Genomic DNA, 18,586 nt, shown 5'->3' with positions numbered 1-18,586 from the left:
GAACGCCCCGCTACGGAACGGGGGTTCGCGGCCCCGCAAGGACTGGCGGGCGGGTACGCCTGCGGCGGGCTTCACCCCACCCCGCCCCTTCCCGTACCGGGGGCGCTGCCCCCGGACCCCCGCGCCTCAAACGCCGGCGGGGCTGAACTATTCAGCCCGTCCGGCGTTTGAGGACATGCGGCCGAAGGTCGTACCGGGGGTCCAGGGGGCGAAGCGCCTTGGTTACGGGAAGGGGCGGGGTGGGGGAAAAACACCGCTTCGCCCGACTACGGCAACCCTTCAGGCAACGCCGCAGTTACCCCTCGCCCACCACCCGGCGAACATTCCCCATTCCCCCTCGCATTCGCTCTTCCATTCGAGCTACCGATCAGTAGTCTGATCGGCCGTGACCAGTAGACTCTCCTCAACTCCCAGCCGCCGCACGGTCGTCAAGGCCGCCGCCGCCACCGCTGTCGTCGCCGCGCCCGCTCTCGCGGTCGCCACCTCCGCCGCTTCGGCCTCCGCCGCCGAAGCCCCGGCCTTCCTGCACGGCATCGCCTCCGGGGACCCGCTGCCCGACGGTGTGCTGCTGTGGACGCGTATCACTCCCACTCCCGACGCCGTGCCCGGTTCCGGCAAGGGGCCCGACACCGCGGTGAGTTGGGAGGTCGCGGAGGACAAGGCCTTCACGAAGATCGTCGCCAGTGGCGCCACGACCTCGAAGGCCGCCTCCGACCACACGGTCAAGGTCGACGTAAGGGGCCTGCGCCAGGCCACCGCCTATTACTTCCGCTTCACGGCCGGAGGCAGCGTCTCCCCCGTCGGCCGCACCCGCACCACCCCCGCCACCGACGCCTCGACCCCCGGCGTCCGCTTCGGTGTGGTCTCGTGCGCCAACTGGGAGGCCGGCTACTTCTCGGCGTACCGCCACCTCGCCGCCCGTACCGACCTCGACGCGATCCTCCATCTCGGCGACTACATCTACGAGTACGCGACCGGCGGCTACCCCGAGCCGAAGTACGTCGTACGCCAGCACTCACCGAAGAACGAGATCATCACGCTCGCCGACTACCGCACCCGGCACGCGACGTACAAGACGGACGCCGACCTGCAGACGCTGCACGCCGCGCACCCGGTGATCGCGATCTGGGACGACCACGAGTTCGCCAACGACGCCTGGTCGGGCGGCGCGGCGAACCACACGCCGGGCACCGAGGGCGACTGGGCGGCACGCGCCGCGGCCGCGCGCCAGGCGTACTTCGAGTGGATGCCCGTGCGCGCGTCGACCGAGGGAACGGTCTACCGCCGCCTGCGCTTCGGCAAGCTCGCCGATCTGCACCTGCTGGACCTGCGCTCCTTCCGCTCGCAGCAGTCGACGGTCGGCAACGGCGGCGTGGACGACCCGGACCGCTCCATCACCGGCCGCGCCCAGCTGGACTGGCTGAAGTCCGGCCTGGCCGCTTCCGACGCCTCCTGGAAGCTGGTCGGAACCTCGGTGATGATCTCGCCGGTGGCCTTCGGCTCCGTACCGGCCTATCTCCTGGAGCCGATCGCGGAGCTGCTGGGCCTGCCCAAGGAGGGCCTCGCCGTCAACGTCGACCAGTGGGACGGCTACACGGACGACCGCAAGGAGCTGCTCGCGCACCTGACCCAGCGCGGCATCAAGAACACGGTCTTCCTCACCGGCGACATCCACATGGCGTGGGCGAACGACGTGCCGGTCAAGGCGGCGACGTATCCGCTGTCGCAGTCTGCCGCGACCGAGTTCGTCGTGACGTCGGTGACCTCCGACAACCTCGACGACATCCTCCATGTCGCACCCGGCACGGTCTCGCTGATCGCCTCCGCGGCGGTCAAGGCGGCCAACCGCCACGTGAAGTGGATCGACATGGACAACCACGGCTACGGCGTCCTCGACGTCACCGCCGAGCGCTCCCAGATGGACTACTACGTCATCTCCGACAAGACCCAGCAGGGCGCGACCACCAAGTGGGCCCGCTCCTACCGGACCCTGTCCGGCACGCAGCACGTCGAGCGGGTCGACCGGCCGGTGCGCTGACCGTCGAATTCCAGCCACTCGGCGCTCCGTTACGCACAGATCACGCCATCAGGCGGGTGGTGTTAATTCGCCATCCGAATCCGGACACACCACCCGCCTTGGTAACCCCACGTGTTACCAGTCCATCTCAAAGCCTGGACCTGGCTGAAAGATTTCGCCCCGATGTCCCAATTGACCTATGGATTGATTGGGCTTGATCGATTCTCATCGAGATCTGTCATGCGCACATAACCTCCCGGCAGTGGCGAGGAAGTCACCTCCGCCCACCCCCCGCTAGGAGTCAACGTGCCCACGCTTGCCCGAATATCTCCCCGTCTGCGCAACCGATTCATCGGTACGGCGGTCATGGCCGGAACTCTCGTGCTCTCCCCGCTCTCCGCCCCCGCCGGGATCGCCGCCGCCAAGACCCCCGCGCAGGAGTGCGCCGACACCGCGAGCGTTTCCGCCAACGCCCGTGCGGCCAAGCCCGGAAGCCGGCACGCGGACGAGCCCAACGAAGTGACCGCCACTCAGGCCAAGGCCATGGACGCGGACATGCACAAGAGACTCGACAGGGCCCGCGCCACCGGCAGAGCGTTCACCACGGCCGCGGCGACCACCATCCCGGTCTACTTCCATGTCGTCCACAGCGGAACGACCGGCAAGCTCAGCGCGACCGACGTCAGCAACCAGATGGCGGTCCTCAACGCCGCTTACGCCGGCCAGGGCACCGGGAACACCGACTCCACCTTCCAGTTCTCGCTGGCCGCCACGGACTACACGGACAACGCCTCCTGGTACAACCTGGCCTCCGGCTCGACCAACGAGAAGGCGATGAAGACCGCGCTGCGCAAGGGCGGCGCGGGCGCCCTCAACATCTACACCGCCAACCTCAGCGGCGGCCTGCTCGGCTGGGCGACCTTCCCGAGCTCGTACAACTCGAGCCCGGGCATGGACGGCGTGGTCATCCTCGACACCTCACTGCCCGGTGGCTCCGCCACCAACTACGACGAGGGCGACACCGCGACCCACGAGGTCGGCCACTGGATGGGGCTGTACCACACCTTCCAGGGCGGCTGTAACGGCAACGGCGACTACGTCTCCGACACCCCGTCCGAGAAGAGCGCCGCGTACCAGTGCCCGACCGGCCGCGACTCCTGCGTCAACAAGACGGGCGTCGACCCGATCCACAACTTCATGGACTACACGTACGACTCCTGCATGTACCAGTTCTCCGCGGGCCAGGTGCAGCGGATGAAGGACAGCTGGACCGCCTACCGGGCGGGCTGAGGCTTCTCGGACACACCCTGGCTGCCCGCCGCGTCCCGCGGCGGGCAGCATCCGTCAGTCCTCGTGGAGCGACTCCAGGAAGCCCAGCGCCACCCGCCAGGTCTGCTCCGCCGACGCCTCGTCGTAGTCGGGCAGTTCGGGGTCGGTGTACAGATGCCCGGCGCCCGGGTAGCGGTAGATCTCCACATCGGCGCCCGCCCGCTGCATCTGCAGATACCAGGCGCTCAGCCAGTCGTGCGTCTCGAAGGGGTCGGGGTCCGCGACATGCAGCTGTACGGGCAGCTCGTCCACGCTCACGCCCTCGGCGATGTCGGACGTGCCGTGCAGAAGCAGCAGCCCGCGCGCCTTCTCGTCGCCCGTCGCGAGGTTCTGCGCGATCGATCCGCCGAGCGAGAAGCCCGCGTACACCAGACCCCGGTCCGAATACGGCGCGGAGGCCGCGATCGCGCGGCGCAGCAACTCCTCCGTGCCGATCTTGTCCTTGAGGTCCCTGCCCTCCTCCACGGTGTCGACGGTTTGCCCGTCGTAGAGGTCGGGCACGTGAACCTGGTGCCCGGCTTCGCGCAGCCTGTCGGCCGCGGCGAGAACGGCCGGGCGCAGACCGTAGACCGAATGGAAGAGCATGATGTTCATTCGGACATCCTGCCAGTTGCCGTTAGCGTCGGAGTCATGGAGAACGCACTGCGCCCGTTGACCGTCCTCGGTGGTTCGGTCGTGCTCACGCTGCTGCTCGGCTGGGCTTGCGACCTGCTGCTGCGCCGGGTTGACCGCCGCCACCCCGAGACGCCGCTGTGGGGTCTGCTGCGCCGTTGCGGGCTGCCGCTCCAAGTCGTGCTGCTCACCGCGATACTGAGAGGGAGCTTCCGGCAGACCGAGTGGCAGCTCATCGAGGACCACGAAAAGGGCATCGGTCATGTCCTGTCGCTGGTGCTGATCGGCGCCGGAGCCTGGCTGGTGACCCGCATCGTCTCCGCCGTCGTGGAGTCCACGTACGCCCGCTACGCCACCTCCACCCGCGATCCCGCCCGGGTACGGCGGGTGCGTACGCAAGTCACGCTGATCATGCGGATCGTGACCGCGATCGTCGCCGTGGTGGCGTTCGCCGCGATGCTCCTGACCTTCCCCGGTATGGAGAAGCTCGGCGCCTCGATGCTGGCTTCCGCGGGCATCATCGGCATCGTCGCCGGTGTCGCGGCGCAGTCCACACTCGGCAATCTCTTCGCCGGCTTCCAGATCGCGTTCGGCGACATGGTGCGGATCGGCGACACCGTGGTGGTGGACGGGGAGTGGGGTGTGGTCGAGGAGGTCACGCTCACCTTCCTCGCCGTACGGACCTGGGACGAGCGGCGGATAACGATGCCGGTGTCGTACTTCACCGGCAAGCCGTTCGAGAACTGGTCGCGCGGCGGGGCCCAGATAACCGGGACGGTCTTCTTCCATCTCGACCACTCGGCGCCGGTGGGGCTGATGCGCGAGAAGCTGCGGGAGATCCTGGACGACTGCGCGGCATGGGACGGCCGGGACTGGAGCCTCGCCGTCACCGACACCACACCGACCACGATCCAGGTGCGCGCGGTGGTCACGGCGAAGGACGCGGACAAGCTCTGGACGGCGCGCTGCGTGGTTCGGGAGCAGATGATCGCCTGGCTGTGGGAGAAGCATCCGTACGCGCTCCCGCGCGTCGCGACCTCGCCCGCCGCGCGTGACGCCGCATCCACGTCGCAGGCGCCGCCGCCCGAGGAGCCGCACGAGCCGGACGAGTCGCAGGAGGGCGACGCCAACCGGCCGCGCAGGGGCCGCGGTTGACACCGAGTTCGGGACGGCGGGTTCGGCGCGCTGTCACGGTCTGACGCGGCTGTCCGACTCCCGCGCGGTGCAACGGCCGTGATCAGTACGCAGGACGCGCGCCCGGAGTCCGGGAGGCTCCGCTACAGCCCGCGCCGCATCGCCCGGTGCCCGATCCCCGCGTCCAGGAACTCCGCCCCGTACGCGGCGTACCCCAGCCGCTCGTAGAACCCCAGCGCATGCGTCTGCGCGTGCAGATCCACCGCCGCCAGCCCCCGCTCCCGCGCCGCGTCCTCGATCGCCCGTACCAGCGCCACACCGACGCCCAGCCCGCGCGCCGCCTTGGTCACCGCGAGCCGTCCGAGCGATCCCACCGTGGCCTCGCCGCCGGTCTTGTCCGCGGCGGCCGGTCCGTACAGCAGACGTCCCGTGCCGAGCGGCACCCCGTCCTCGCCGACGGCCAGCACATGCACCGTGTCCGCGTCCTCGGCGTCGAAGGCGTCGTACTCGATCTCCGCCGGCACTCGCTGCTCGACGACGAAGACGTCCTTGCGGACCGCGAAAGCGGCCTCACGGTCGGCCGGGCCGACCGCCACCCGCACCTGGAACCCGGTCATTCACTCTCCGCCGTGATCTTGTCCAGCGCCGACTGCAGGTCCTGCGGGTACGAGCTCTCGAACTCGACCCACCGCCCGTCCGACGGGTGCTCGAAGCCGAGGCGGACCGCGTGCAGCCACTGCCTGGTCAGCCCCAGCCGCTTCCCGAGCGTCGGGTCCGCGCCGTAGGTCAGATCGCCCACACAGGGGTGCTTGTGCGCCGACATGTGCACCCGGATCTGGTGCGTACGACCGGTCTCCAGCTTGATGTCCAGCAGCGAGGCCGCACGGAAGGCCTCGATGAGGTCGTAGTGCGTGACGGAGGCCTTGCCGTCCGCCGTGACGGCCCACTTGTAGTCGTGGTTGGGGTGCCGGCCGATGGGCGCGTCGATCGTCCCGCTCAGCGGGTCCGGGTGCCCCTGGACCAGAGCGTGGTACCGCTTGTCGACGACGCGGTCGCGGAACTGCGCTTTGAGCAGGGTGTACGCCCGCTCCGACTTGGCGACGACCATCAGCCCGGACGTACCGACGTCGAGGCGGTGCACGATCCCCTGCCGCTCGGCCGCGCCCGATGTCGAGATCCGGTAGCCCGCGGCCGCGAGACCGCCGATGACCGTGGTCCCGGTCCAGCCGGGGCTCGGGTGCGCGGCCACGCCGACCGGCTTCACGATCACGACGATGTCGTCGTCGTCGTGCACGATCTCCATGCCCTCGACCGGCTCGGCGACGATCTGCACCGGCGCGGGCGCCTGCGGCATCTCGACCTCGAGCCACGCCCCGCCGTGCACCCGCTCGGACTTTCCTACCACCGAGCCGTCGACCTGCACCTTTCCGGCGGCTGCCAGGTCGGCCGCTTTCGTACGGGAGAACCCGAACATCCGGGAGATGGCGGCGTCGACGCGCTCGCCCTCAAGGCCATCGGGTACGGGCAGGGTGCGGATCTCGGGAACTGTACTCACCCGTCGAGTATGCCTTGTCAGTCCTTGTGGACGGTCCCGTCGGGGTCCAGGCCCCTGAAGGACAGGATCACGATGAGGAATCCGCCGCAGACGATCGCGGAGTCGGCGAGATTGAAGACGGCGAAATGCGCGGGCGCGATGAAGTCGACGACCGCGCCCTCGAAGACACCGGGCGAACGGAAGATCCGGTCGGTGAGATTGCCGAGCGCACCCCCGAGCAGCAGTCCGAGCGCGATCGCCCACGGCAGGCTGTAGAGCTTGCGCGCCAGCCGGGCGATCACGACGATCACGGTCGCCGCGATGCAGGTGAAGATCACCGTGAAGGCCTCGCCCATGCCGAAGGCGGCGCCGGGGTTGCGTACCGCCTCGAACTTCAGCAGATCGCCGACGACCTCGATCGGCTCGTGGTGCTCCAGTTTGGCCACCACGATCATCTTGCTGACGAGGTCGATCAGGTAGGCCACGATCGCCACACCGAAGAGCACGGCGATCTTGCGCCTGCCCTTGGGCCGCTCGGCGGGCGCCGCAGCCTCGCCGTCCACATCTGGCGTACCGATGATGCGCTCCGCCTCTGCCACGTGAGTCCCTCAACCTAGGTGCCTGACTGAGCACGAGGGTACGGCACACACGTACGGAGCCAGAGGGCCCCAGGCCCTGTCCGGCCGGCCTTGCCCGGCTCGCGTGCCCCGGCGCGCGCGTGCCGGACCCGCTCCCTGACCCGGCCCGATCGACCGGACAGCCGCGTCGTTCCTGTCAGCCGCGTCGTTCCTGCATCTGCTTGTCCTCGACGCAGAGCGTCGCGCGCGGGAACGCCTGCATCCGCGCCTTGCCGATGGGCTTCCCGCAGATCTCGCAGAGGCCGTACGTCCCCGCATCCAGGCGCAGCAGCGCACGCTCGGTCTGCTCCAGCATCTCGCGCGCGTTCGCGGCGAGCGCCAGCTCGTGCTCGCGCGTGATGTTCTTCGTCCCGGTGTCGGCGTCGTCGTCGCCCGCGCCGTCCCCGGAGTCCCGCATCATCCCGACCAGCGCCTCCTCCGAGGTGCTGATCTCGTTGCTCAGCCGGATCGCCTCGCCCGCCAGCTCGGCGCGCGCCTCGGCGACCTCCTCGGGGGTCCACGGGTCCTCGCCGGGTCGTACCGCGAGCTCTCCCGGCGGTGTCGCGGCCGCTGTACGGGCCGTGGGCAGCGCTGTCGCGCTCTTGCCCGCGGCCGATGCCCCACCCGCGGTCTTCTTCGCTCCCACCGTCCTGGCTCCTGTCTGCTTCGCGGCCTTGGCCGCCCCCTTGGCCGCGGGCGCGGCCTTCTTCGTGGCCTTCTTCGCGGCCTTTTTGGCCACGGCCTTCTTGGCCACGGCCTTCTTCGCAGGCGCCCTCTTCGCCGTCGGCGTCCCGGCCGTTGCTGCGGTCGTCGTCTCGTCCACGGCCGTCGCCTTCTTCGCGCTCGTCTTCTTCGCGGGCGCCTTTTTGGCGCTCGCCCTGGCAGTCGTCCTGGCGGCCGTCTTCGCCGTCGTCTTCGCGGCCTTCTTCTTGGCCTTCTTCTCGGCCGCGGCCTTGTTCGCCGTGACCTTCTTGGTCGTGGCCCTCGCAGTGGACTTCTTGGCGGCCGTCGACTTCACCGGGGTCGCCTTCTTCGTCGCAGTGCCCTTCTTGGTGGCCTTGGCCGCAGCCACCTTCCTGGCGGGTGCCGGCTCGAGGACCACCGACACCTTCTTCACCGTCGCCGTGGCAGGCAATGCCTTCTTTGCCGCCTTCGCCGTCGTCGGCCTCGCCGCCTGCTTCCCACTGCCTGCCGCGGCCTTCTTCGCCACGGTGCTCTTCTTCCCGCTCGTATCCCTGGCCGCCGCTCCAGCGGCGGTGGATCTTGCGGACGCCGTCTTCTCGGCGATCTTCTTCGCCACCATGGCCGCGGCCCCTTCACATATTGTGATCTTGCTCGCGAATCGTGCTGGGACGATAAATCGACCCAGGCCCCGCGGCAAACGGGCCACGCCGCCGCTGCGGCCCACCCCGGCCTGACAAGGCGAACCTGCATCCGTTGTGCCCAGCTCCCCGCCCCGTAACCGCCGCGAAGAGGCAGCCGGACTCCGCGGGTCCACGTGTGGCCATTCGGGTCAACCGCGCAGCCGGCGAACGGCCCGCCGGACAGCCCGGTGAAAACCGGTCGGCCGCCGCACGCAGTGGCCCGTACACTGGGCGAAGCGAAAGGCGTGGATGGGGACGAGTAGCGTCGTACGCAGCCATGAGCGACCCGGGGACGGTGAGAGCCCGGGGGCGAGCGCGAGGTGAAGCATCACCCCTGAGCCGCCGGAAGAAAGCCCTCGGAGCGTTCGGGGGGTGACTAGACCCGGCATCGCGACCCCAATGAGGGGGCTCACCGGCCACCGCCGGCGGGCCAAGGAGGGTGGTACCGCGGGAGCACAGGCTCTCGTCCCTCCGACGGCACAGACTTTGTCCGTTGGAGGAGTTCGTCGATGACACCGCCGCAGTACCGTCAGGTACCCGCCCAGGTCGATCTGCCCGCGCTCGAGCATGCGGTGCTCGACTTCTGGCGCGAGGCCAAGGTCTTCCAGAAGAGCCTTGAGCAGTCCGAGGGCCGCCCCGAGTGGGTCTTCTACGAGGGCCCGCCCACCGCCAACGGCATGCCGGGCGCCCACCACATCGAGGCACGCGTCTTCAAGGACGTCTTCCCGCGCTTCCGCACGATGCGCGGCTACCACGTCGCCCGCAAGGCCGGCTGGGACTGCCACGGCCTGCCGGTCGAGCTCGCCGTCGAGAAGGAGCTCGGCTTCTCCGGCAAGAAGGACATCGAGGCGTACGGCATCGCGGAATTCAACGCGAAGTGCCGTGAGTCGGTGACCCGGCACACGGACGCGTTCGCCGAGCTGACGGACCGCATGGGCTACTGGGTCGACCTCGACGACGCGTACCGCACCATGGACCCCTCGTACATCGAGTCGGTCTGGTGGTCGCTGAAGGAGATCTTCAACAAGGGCCTGCTGGTCCAGGACCACCGCGTGGCCCCCTGGTGCCCGCGCTGCGGCACCGGCCTCTCGGACCACGAGCTTGCTCAGGGTTACGAGACGGTCGTGGACCCGTCCGTCTTCGTCCGTTTCCCTCTGACCTCCGGCCCGCTCGCGGGCGAGGCCGCGCTGCTGGTCTGGACGACGACCCCTTGGACCCTGGTCTCGAACACCGCCGTCGCCGCGCACCCCGACGTCACCTACGTCGTCGCGACGAACGGCGAGGAGAAGCTCGTCGTCGCCGAGCCGCTGCTGGAAAAGGCGCTCGGCGAGAGCTGGGAGGCCACCGGCCAGTCCTTCACGGGCGCGCAGATGGAGCGCTGGACGTATCAGCGCCCCTTCGAGCTCGTGGAGTTCCCTGCCCCGGCCCACTACGTCGTCAACGCGGACTACGTGACGACCGAGGACGGTACGGGTCTGGTCCACCAGTCCCCCGCCTTCGGTGAGGACGACCTCAAGGTCTGCCGCGCGTACGGCCTGCCGGTCGTGAACCCGGTCCGCCCCGACGGCACCTTCGAGGAGGACGTCCCGCTGGTCGGCGGCGTCTTCTTCAAGAAGGCCGACGAGACGCTCGTGCCCGACCTGGAGTCCCGCGGCCTGCTCTTCAGGCACGTCCCCTACGAGCACAGCTACCCGCACTGCTGGCGCTGCCACACCGCGCTGCTCTACTACGCGCAGCCGTCCTGGTACATCCGCACCACCGCCATCAAGGACCGTCTCCTCGAGGAGAACGAGAACACCAACTGGATCCCGGACTCGGTCAAGCAGGGCCGGTACGGCGACTGGCTGAACAACAACATCGACTGGGCCCTGTCCCGTAACCGCTACTGGGGCACGCCGCTGCCGATCTGGCGCTGCGAGGACAACCACCTCACCTGCGTCGGCTCGCGCGCCGAACTCGGCGAGCTGACGGGCACGGACCAGTCCTCGCTGGACCCGCACCGGCCGTTCATCGACGAGGTGACCTTCGCCTGCCCGACCTGCCACAAGACGGCGACGCGCGTCCCCGAGGTCATCGACGCCTGGTACGACTCGGGTTCGATGCCGTTCGCGCAGTGGGGCTACCCGTACAAGAACAAGGAGCTCTTCGAGAAGCGCTACCCCGCGCAGTTCATCTCGGAGGCCATCGACCAGACGCGTGGATGGTTCTACACGCTGATGGCCGTCGGCACGCTCGTCTTCGACAAGTCGTCGTACGAGAACGTGGTCTGCCTCGGCCACATCCTCGCCGAGGACGGCCGCAAGATGTCCAAGCACCTGGGGAACATCCTCCAGCCGATCCCGCTGATGGACCAGCACGGCGCCGACGCGGTGCGCTGGTTCATGGCGGCCGGCGGCTCGCCGTGGGCGGCGCGGCGTGTGGGCCACGGCACGATCCAGGAGGTCGTGCGCAAGACGCTCCTCACGTACTGGAACACGGTGGCCTTCCAGGCCCTGTACGCGCGCACGTCCAACTGGGCACCGTCCGCGGCCGATCCGGCCCCGGCCGAGCGCACGGTGCTGGACCGCTGGCTGCTGAGCGAGCTCAACGCGCTGGTGGACCAGGTCACTTCGGCCTTGGAGGCGTACGACACCCAGCGCGCCGGAAAGCTTCTGTCCTCGTTCGTCGACGACCTGTCCAACTGGTACGTGCGCCGCTCGCGCCGCCGCTTCTGGCAGGGCGACCCGGCCGCGCTGCGTACGCTGCACGACGTCGTCGAGACGGTGACCCGGCTGATGGCCCCGCTGACCCCCTTCATCACGGAGCGGGTCTGGCAGGACCTGGTCGTGCCGGTGACGCCGGACGCCCCCGAGTCGGTCCATCTGTCGACCTGGCCGGCGGCCGACCTGGACGCCATCGACCCCACACTGTCCTCCCAGATGGCGCTGGTACGCCGCCTGGTGGAGCTGGGCCGCGCCACCCGCGCGGAGTCCGGGGTCAAGACGCGCCAGCCGCTCTCGCGGGCGCTGGTCGCCTCAGCGGGCTTCGAGTCCCTCTCCCCCGAACTCCACGCCCAGATCACCGAGGAGCTCAACGTCTCCTCCCTGGCCTCGCTCTCCGAGGTCGGCGGCTCGCTGGTCGACACGACGGCCAAGGCGAACTTCCGGGCACTGGGCAAGCGGTTCGGCAAGGGCGTCCAGGACGTGGCCAAGGCGGTGGCCGCCGCCGATGCGGCTGCCCTGTCCCTGGCGTTGCGCTCTGGCACCGCGACCGTCTCCGTGAACGGCGAGGAGGTGACCCTCTCCCCGGAGGAGGTCATCATCACCGAGACCCCGCGCGAGGGCTGGTCGGTGGCGTCCGACTCGGGCGCGACGGTCGCGCTGGACCTGGAGATCACTCCGGAGCTGCGGCTCGCGGGCCTGGCGCGTGACGCGATCCGGCTGATCCAGGAGGCCCGCAAGAACAGCGGCCTGGACGTCGCGGACCGTATCGCGGTGAGCTGGTCGTCGACGGACCCGTCCACGACGCAGGCCCTGACGGAGCACGCGGGGCTGATCGCGGACGAGGTCCTGGCGCCGACGTTCACGACGACCCCGGCGGACGACACCTTCGGCGTCCCCTTCACGGACGAGGGCCTGTCCCTGACGTTCCGCCTCCGCAAGGCGTAGCCGCTTCATGGCGAAGGGGCCCGGGCGATGGCTCGGGCCTCTTTGCTTTGCCCCCACCCCGCCCTCCCCCAGACTCCGTCCGGGGGGACCCCCAACCTCCCCGCGCCTCAAACGCCGGCGGGGCTGGAGCGTGCGGCTGGGCCGCACATTCAGCCCGTCCGGCGTTTGAGGACACGCGCGAAGCGCGTACGGGGGTCTGGGGGCTTGCCCCCAGTTCGGGAAGGGGCGGGGTGGGGAACAGTCCCGCCGCAGGCGACCGACCCGCACCCCACCCGCGTACACAAAAGGGCCGGGCCCGGGACAGAAGTCCCGGGCCCGGCCCTCAGCCTGCCGACGGCTACGCGCGATTCGCGCGACCCGCCGTCAGTTGTCGTCCTCGTCGATCAGAAACCCGCGCATCGGCGACGGCGCCTGCTGCATCGGCTGCGGCGCCTGCGGCCTCACCGGTGCCATCGGCTGGGTCATCGCCGGGGACATCTGCTGCTGGCCGCCGTACGACGGTCCACCACCCATGGACTGGTTGCCGCCCATGGACTGGCCCATGGACTGACCCATCGACGGGTTGCCGCCCATGGTGTGACCCATCGCACCCGCACCGGCCGGAGCCATCGAGGGCGACGGCGGCAGCGAAGCGGCCGCGGGCGCCCGCGGCGGGGCCAGCGAGTCGTCGGCCTGGGTCTCCAGCTGACGCAGCTGCGACTCCAGGTAGGACTTCAACCGCGTGCGGTACTCACGCTCGAAGCCTCGCAGGTCCTCGACCTTGCGCTCCAGCGTGGCCCGCGCGGACTCCAGGGAGCCCATCGCGACGCGGTGCTTCTCCTGGGCGTCCCGCTCCAGCGCGTCCGCCTTGGCGCGGGCGTCGCGCTCCAGACCCTCGGCGCGGCTGCGGGCCTCGCCGACGATCTTGTTGGCCTCGGAACGGGCCTCGGCGATCGCCTGGTCGGCGGTCTGCTGGGCCAGTGAGAGCACGCGCGCGGCACTGTCGCCGCCGGGACCCTGCTGCGGCATCTGCGGACCGTGTCCGCCCATGGGGCCGCCCATCGGGCCACCCATGGGACCGCCCTGCATCGGGCCGGGGCCGTGCGGGCCCTGCGGACCGTGACCGCCGGGGCCCGGGGGCAGCTGCGGAGCACCACCGGGCAGCTGGGGCGGACCCATCTGCGGGGGCTGCTGCTGGACGGGCGGACCGGATATGGCGGCGGGCACAGGTGCGCCCGGACCGCGGCCGTCCTGCGGCTCCGGCGGTTTGCGCATGCCCTGCTGCTGGTTCTGCGCGGCCGCACGAGTCGCAGCGGCCAGCTTGGCGCGCAGGTCCTCGTTCTCGCGGAGCAGGCGGGTCAGCTCGGACTCGACCTCGTCGAGGAAGGCATCGACCTCGTCCTCGTCGTAGCCTTCTCGGAGGCGGACAGTCGTGAACTGCTTGTTCCGCACGTCCTCGGGAGTCAGCGGCATCTCTACTTCACCTCTACGTAGTCGTCGGCAGTCGGCAAGACCGTATCGCTCACATCAGTTCCCCACGCCGTTCACGACGGAGATCAGAATGTAGACGATGATCATCAGAACGAAGAAGGACAGGTCGAGTGCCACGCCCCCGAGACGCAGCGGCGGAATGAACCGCCGCAGAAGCTTGAGCGGTGGATCGGTGACAGTGTAGGTGGCCTCGAGAACGACCACCATCGCCTTCCCGGGTGCCCATGAGCGCGCGAACTGGAAGACGTAGTCCATGACCAGCCGGAAGATCAGCACGACGAGAAAGCACACCAGCGCGATGTAGACCACATCCAGTGCGACGCTCATCTCCGCGCTTCCCTCTCCCCTGGCTCTCGTGTCTACCGGCCTCGCGGCCGGGTCGTTCCCGGTGTCGGTTCCTAGCTCTGGTTGAAGAACCCGCCCTCAGCAATGCGGGCCTTGTCCTCCGCCGTGACATCGACGTTAGCAGGAGACAACAGGAACACCTTCTGCGTAACCCGCTCAATGCTGCCATGCAGACCGAACACGAGTCCCGCGGCAAAGTCGACAAGTCGCTTTGCGTCGGTGTCGTCCATCTCCGTGAGGTTCATGATCACCGGGGTGCCCTCGCGGAAGTGTTCCCCGATGGTACGGGCCTCGTTGTAGGTCCGCGGGTGCAGTGTGGTGATGCGGTAGGGCTCCCGCTCGGACACGACCTTGGGCATGATCACCGGTGCGTTCTTCTCCAGGCTCGGTCGTTCAGGTGTGATGGATGCCACGGGGGCAATTCGCGCCGGACGTCCACTTTCAGCGGGAAGCGGAACCGGATCGCGCTGCGCGGGCGGCTGGACCACCCGCACCGGTTCATCCCTCTCGACCTGGTGCGGGGGCTGGTGGCGCCGGTGGTCCCGCTCGGGCTCCGGCTCGGGTTCGAAGTCGTCATCGGGATCGAAACCCCGGCCGTCGTACCCATCGTCCTCCACGAGGCCGAGGTAGACCGCCATCTTGCGCATCGCGCCGGCCATTCTCTGAGTCCTCCGCTCTGTGGTGGATCGGCATTCGTCACCAAGTGCCAGCGATCCACTCGGTCTGCCCGCATTGTGGCGGGAATGACCATATTTTCTGCTGTGGTCCGACTTGCTTCGCGACGTTACCCGAGCCGGGGTCGGACTCCGAGTACCGCAGTGCCGACGCGCACATGTGTCGCTCCGGCCGCCACTGCTTGTTCGAGGTCCGTACTCATCCCTGCTGACACCATGTTCGCAGCCGGATGCCCGGCGCGCAGGCTGGATGAGAATTCCATCAGCCGCTCGAACGCCGCCTGTTGCCGTCCCGCATACGGGCCGGTGAGCGGCGCGACGGTCATCAGTCCGTCGAGCCGCAGTCCTGGTGCGCCGTCCACGGCGGCCGCCAACTCCTCGATGCCGCCCGGCGCCACGCCTCCCCGCTCCCCGCGTTCGCCCGACTCGGCATCGAGCGCGACCTGGATCAGACACCCGATCTCGCGCTCCGCGTGGACCGCGGCGGCGGACAGCGAGGTGACGAGCCTGAGCCGGTCGACAGACTGCACGACATCGGCATAACTCGCCACGGAACGGACCTTATTGGTCTGCAACTGCCCGACGAAGTGCCAGCTGAGGTCAAGATCCGAGCAGGTGGCGGCCTTCGGTGCCGCGTCCTGGTCACGGTTCTCGGCCACATGCCGCACACCCAGCTCATGGAGCAGCCGCACATCGCTCGCCGGGTAGGTCTTGGTGACCACGATGAGGGTCACCTCCTCCCGCTTGCGGCCGGCGGCCGCGCAGGCCGAGGCGATACGTTCCTCCACGGCCGCGAGAGTGCCCGCGAGTTCGGTCTTTCGGTCCGTCATTCCTGTCCGTCCAGCCAGACGTATCCGGCGAGCCGCCCGGTGGTGCGGTCGCGGCGGTACGAGAAGTGGTCACCCGATTCCAGTGTGCACACCGCCGACCGCTGCCGGTCCCTGACCCCGAGCGCGTCGAGCTGGGCATGGACTGCGGCAGTGACGTCTACGGCCGGGGTGCCCCAGCTGGTCTCGGACCAGGCGGCCGGTTCGACCGCGGCCACATCCGCCCGCATCTGCTCGGGAACTTCGTAGCAGCGACCGCAGACGGCCGGTCCGGTGCGGGCGATGATCCGTTCCGGGTCCGCGCCGAGCGACGTCATCGCGTCGACGGCCGCGGGCACGACTCCCGCGATCATCCCGGGGCGTCCCGCGTGCGCGGCGGCCACGATGCCCGCGACCGGGTCGGCGAGCAGTACGGGAGTGCAGTCCGCGGTCAGTACGGCGAGGGCGAGCCCGCGCCGCGCGGTGACCACGGCGTCCACCGAGGGAACGGGAGCCTCGCCCCACGGCCCGTCGACCTCGGCGACGTCCTTGCCGTGAACCTGGTTCATCCAGACGACCAGGTCCGGGTCGAGCCCCAGTTCCTTCGCGGCGATCGCCCGGTTGGCGAGGACCGCCGCGGGGTCGTCGCCCACCGCTCCGCCGAGGTTGAGCTCCTCGTACGGAACGGCGCTCACCCCGCCCCACCTGTCGGTGAAGGCGAAGTGCGCGCCGCTCACGATGACGTGCTGGTCTATCACTTCAAGAAGTCCGGTACGTCCAGCTCTTCGGCCTGGCTGTCCTGGTACGGACGGGCCGGCGGGACCTGCGCGGGCCCGGAGTTCAGATCGCCGGCGACCGGAGCGGGCTCGGCCGGAACCGGCTCCTCGCGGGCCGGCAGGGTGCCGAGACCGGACGCCCGCGAGGTCTCCGTGCCGCGCGACGGGGTGGCCGGCGGCTCGTCCCGCTTGTTCGCGGCGGACCCGAGGACGTTTTCGCGGCGGGTCGGCGGCTGTCCGCCGTCGAAGCCAGCCGCGATGACCGTGACCCGTACCTCGTCGCCCAGCGCGTCGTCGATGACCGCGCCGAAGATGATGTTGGCCTCGGGGTGAGCCGCCTCGCTGACCAGCTGGGCCGCCTCGTTGATCTCGAAGAGCCCGAGGTCCGAGCCACCGGAGATGGAGAGCAGCACCCCGCGGGCGCCGTCGATGGAGGCCTCGAGCAGCGGCGAGGAGATCGCCATCTCGGCGGCGGCCACCGCGCGGTCGTCGCCGCGGGCCGAGCCGATGCCCATGAGCGCCGAGCCCGCCTCGGACATCACGGACTTGACGTCGGCGAAGTCGAGGTTGATCAGACCGGGCGTGGTGATGAGGTCGGTGATGCCCTGGACACCCGACAGCAGCACCTGGTCCGCGGACTTGAACGCGTCCAGAACGCTCACCTGGCGGTCCGAGATGGACAGCAGCCGGTCGTTCGGGATCACGATGAGGGTGTCGACCTCCTCGCGGAGTTCGGCGATGCCGTCCTCCGCCTGGTTCGCGCGGCGGCGGCCCTCGAAGGTGAACGGGCGGGTGACCACGCCGATCGTCAGGGCGCCGAGCGTACGCGCGATATTGGCGACGACGGGTGCGCCACCGGTGCCGGTACCGCCACCTTCGCCTGCGGTGACGAAGACCATGTCGGCCCCCTTGAGGACCTCCTCGATCTCCTCACGGTGGTCTTCTGCCGCCTTGCGACCGACTGCGGGATTGGCTCCGGCCCCCAGGCCGCGGGTGAGTTCACGACCGACGTCGAGCTTGACGTCGGCGTCGCTCATCAACAGGGCTTGCGCATCAGTGTTGATCGCGATGAACTCGACGCCCTTGAGACCGACCTCGATCATTCGGTTGATGGCATTGACACCACCGCCGCCGACACCGATGACCTTGATGACTGCGAGGTAGTTCTGCGGTGCTGCCACGTCGAAGGCCTCTCGCCTCGAGTTACGTGTCGTCGCTGCGCGGTTGTCGCGCGGCGCCGACGGATGCCGATGGGACGGTCCGGAACGCCGACCCAAACCCTAACGCTGAAGTTTAGGGTTACCAGTGTGTCTGCTTCTTGGACTCTCCGAACAGGACACTAAGTCGACAAGCGGCGCACGTTCAACGAACACGCCGAACCTCCCGTTTTTCTTTTCACCCTATGTGATCACCCATAGCGATGACCAACCAGGGTGCTGGCCAGCACAGATGCGCGTCAACTACCTGATGCGGCAGGGGCGGTTGGCGCGCTCACGTCGAAGTGCCGCGCCTTGGGCGCGGCTTTCATCAGCGCCGTGAGAGCGCGCGCCTTCGCCTCGCCCTCCTCTGCGCTGCCCCAGACCACCGTACGGTCCCGGCTCAACTTCAGGGTGATGTAGTCGTATGAGCGGACTGTCACAACTCTTGTGTCCGTGGCGACTTTTCCGGGAAGTTCGCCCCACACACGAACCGCCTCGACAACGAGCCGATCAGGTCCGAAACGGCGCAGACTCGGGGACTGGCCCACGGTCAATTCGAGCAGCGGAAGGGCCTTGGGAGCCTTGTCCACCGTGGCGAACCGGACGCCTTCCGCGTCCACTTCGATGAACCGTGCGCCCTTCTCCATAAGCAGGACAGGCTTTCGCTCGGTCACTTTGAGATCGATCCCGTCCGGCCACGACCGTACGACATCCACCGAGTCGATACGGGGCAGCTTATGCCGAAGCCGGGCCTCAATGGCGTCCGTATCGACGGAAATCAGCGGCGAACCGATCGGGAGGGCCGCCGCCGCCGTGACCTCGTCCGGTGTCAGAACCTCGGTTCCGGAGGTCTTCACCTGCTCCAGGCGCACCCACTGGGAGCCGTAGAGCACCCAGATTCCGGTGGCGAGGAGAACAACCGCGGCCGTGGCGATCAGCAGGGAGCGACGGCCGGGGAAGCGGAGCCGGCGCAGCGGGGAGCCCTGGCGGGGCGGGCGGACCGACCCCTCCGAAGGCCCCCGCGCACCGCGTTCGGCGGTGGTCGGACCGGCCACGCTCCCC

The 18,586-nt window shown here is 69.2% G+C and carries 16 protein-coding genes; 4 read left to right on the top strand and 12 right to left on the bottom strand.

The genetic code is table 11. The features are described from left to right. Positions 1-385: 385 nt before the first annotated feature. Positions 386-2,038 (top strand): alkaline phosphatase D family protein, encoded by a 1,653-nt coding sequence (locus OHA61_RS29390; protein WP_406305559.1) that lies wholly within the window; start codon positions 386-388, stop codon positions 2,036-2,038. A gap of 285 nt (positions 2,039-2,323) precedes the next feature. Then, positions 2,324-3,307 carry a zinc metalloprotease gene (locus tag OHA61_RS29385; RefSeq protein ID WP_406305558.1) on the top strand — a complete coding sequence of 328 codons (984 nt, stop codon included), beginning with the start codon at positions 2,324-2,326 and terminating at the stop codon, positions 3,305-3,307. Positions 3,308-3,361: 54 nt separating this feature from the next. Here OHA61_RS29385 and OHA61_RS29380 read toward each other — a convergent pair whose 3' ends face one another. Next, complete coding sequence (locus tag OHA61_RS29380; protein ID WP_406305557.1) at positions 3,362-3,940, bottom strand: dienelactone hydrolase family protein; 579 nt, start codon at positions 3,938-3,940, stop codon at positions 3,362-3,364. A 36-nt stretch (positions 3,941-3,976) separates the two neighbouring features. Here OHA61_RS29380 and OHA61_RS29375 point away from each other — a divergent pair, with 36 nt between their 5' ends. Further along, on the top strand, positions 3,977-5,113 hold the full coding sequence (locus OHA61_RS29375; protein WP_406305556.1) for a mechanosensitive ion channel family protein: 1,137 nt from the start codon (positions 3,977-3,979) through the stop codon (positions 5,111-5,113). A 122-nt stretch (positions 5,114-5,235) separates the two neighbouring features. On the opposite strand, the gene OHA61_RS29370 is transcribed toward OHA61_RS29375, so the two are convergent. From OHA61_RS29370 to OHA61_RS29355, 4 genes are all read right to left on the bottom strand, one after another. Continuing rightward, positions 5,236-5,709 (bottom strand): GNAT family N-acetyltransferase, encoded by a 474-nt coding sequence (locus OHA61_RS29370; RefSeq protein ID WP_406305555.1) that lies wholly within the window; start codon positions 5,707-5,709, stop codon positions 5,236-5,238. Continuing rightward, a complete protein-coding gene (locus OHA61_RS29365; RefSeq protein WP_361912122.1) occupies positions 5,706-6,647 on the bottom strand; it encodes an RluA family pseudouridine synthase in 942 nt (313 codons plus the stop codon). Before OHA61_RS29365 ends, OHA61_RS29370 begins: the two co-directional genes overlap by 4 nt. Before the next feature lie 17 nt (positions 6,648-6,664). Further along, positions 6,665-7,225: a signal peptidase II gene (gene lspA / locus OHA61_RS29360; RefSeq protein ID WP_406305554.1), complete on the bottom strand. Its 561-nt coding sequence runs from the start codon at positions 7,223-7,225 to the stop codon at positions 6,665-6,667. A 175-nt stretch (positions 7,226-7,400) separates the two neighbouring features. Then, positions 7,401-8,546, bottom strand: a complete 1,146-nt coding sequence (locus OHA61_RS29355) for a TraR/DksA family transcriptional regulator (RefSeq protein WP_406305553.1) — start codon at positions 8,544-8,546, stop codon at positions 7,401-7,403. Between the two features lie 570 nt (positions 8,547-9,116). Between OHA61_RS29355 and ileS the strand changes: the two genes are divergently transcribed. After that, positions 9,117-12,254, top strand: a complete 3,138-nt coding sequence (ileS, locus tag OHA61_RS29350; RefSeq protein ID WP_406305552.1) for an isoleucine--tRNA ligase — start codon at positions 9,117-9,119, stop codon at positions 12,252-12,254. 363 nt (positions 12,255-12,617) lie between these two features. Here the strand turns inward: ileS and OHA61_RS29345 are convergent, their stop codons facing one another. From OHA61_RS29345 to OHA61_RS29315, 7 genes are all read right to left on the bottom strand, one after another. Further along, complete coding sequence (locus OHA61_RS29345) at positions 12,618-13,706, bottom strand: DivIVA domain-containing protein (protein ID WP_324971601.1); 1,089 nt, start codon at positions 13,704-13,706, stop codon at positions 12,618-12,620. A 54-nt stretch (positions 13,707-13,760) separates the two neighbouring features. Then, on the bottom strand, positions 13,761-14,051 hold the full coding sequence (locus OHA61_RS29340; RefSeq protein ID WP_266477386.1) for a YggT family protein: 291 nt from the start codon (positions 14,049-14,051) through the stop codon (positions 13,761-13,763). A 71-nt stretch (positions 14,052-14,122) separates the two neighbouring features. Beyond that, complete coding sequence (locus OHA61_RS29335; protein WP_266477384.1) at positions 14,123-14,728, bottom strand: cell division protein SepF; 606 nt, start codon at positions 14,726-14,728, stop codon at positions 14,123-14,125. A 125-nt stretch (positions 14,729-14,853) separates the two neighbouring features. After that, positions 14,854-15,573: a YggS family pyridoxal phosphate-dependent enzyme gene (locus tag OHA61_RS29330; RefSeq protein WP_406305551.1), complete on the bottom strand. Its 720-nt coding sequence runs from the start codon at positions 15,571-15,573 to the stop codon at positions 14,854-14,856. Further along, a complete protein-coding gene (gene pgeF, locus OHA61_RS29325; protein ID WP_406305550.1) occupies positions 15,570-16,307 on the bottom strand; it encodes a peptidoglycan editing factor PgeF in 738 nt (245 codons plus the stop codon). Before pgeF ends, OHA61_RS29330 begins: the two co-directional genes overlap by 4 nt. Continuing rightward, the gene (gene ftsZ / locus OHA61_RS29320) at positions 16,304-17,506 is read right to left on the bottom strand and encodes a cell division protein FtsZ (protein ID WP_266477380.1); all 1,203 of its coding nucleotides are present in this window, start codon (positions 17,504-17,506) and stop codon (positions 16,304-16,306) included. Before ftsZ ends, pgeF begins: the two co-directional genes overlap by 4 nt. Before the next feature lie 275 nt (positions 17,507-17,781). Continuing rightward, positions 17,782-18,579 carry a cell division protein FtsQ/DivIB gene (locus OHA61_RS29315; RefSeq protein WP_406305549.1) on the bottom strand — a complete coding sequence of 266 codons (798 nt, stop codon included), beginning with the start codon at positions 18,577-18,579 and terminating at the stop codon, positions 17,782-17,784. Positions 18,580-18,586: the final 7 nt, after the last annotated feature.

Source organism: Streptomyces sp. NBC_00885 (assembly GCF_045207475.1).
GTDB lineage: Bacteria > Actinomycetota > Actinomycetes > Streptomycetales > Streptomycetaceae > Streptomyces.
The sequence above is the reverse complement of the archived record's forward strand: the minus strand, read 5'-3'. Positions and strand labels throughout refer to the sequence as shown.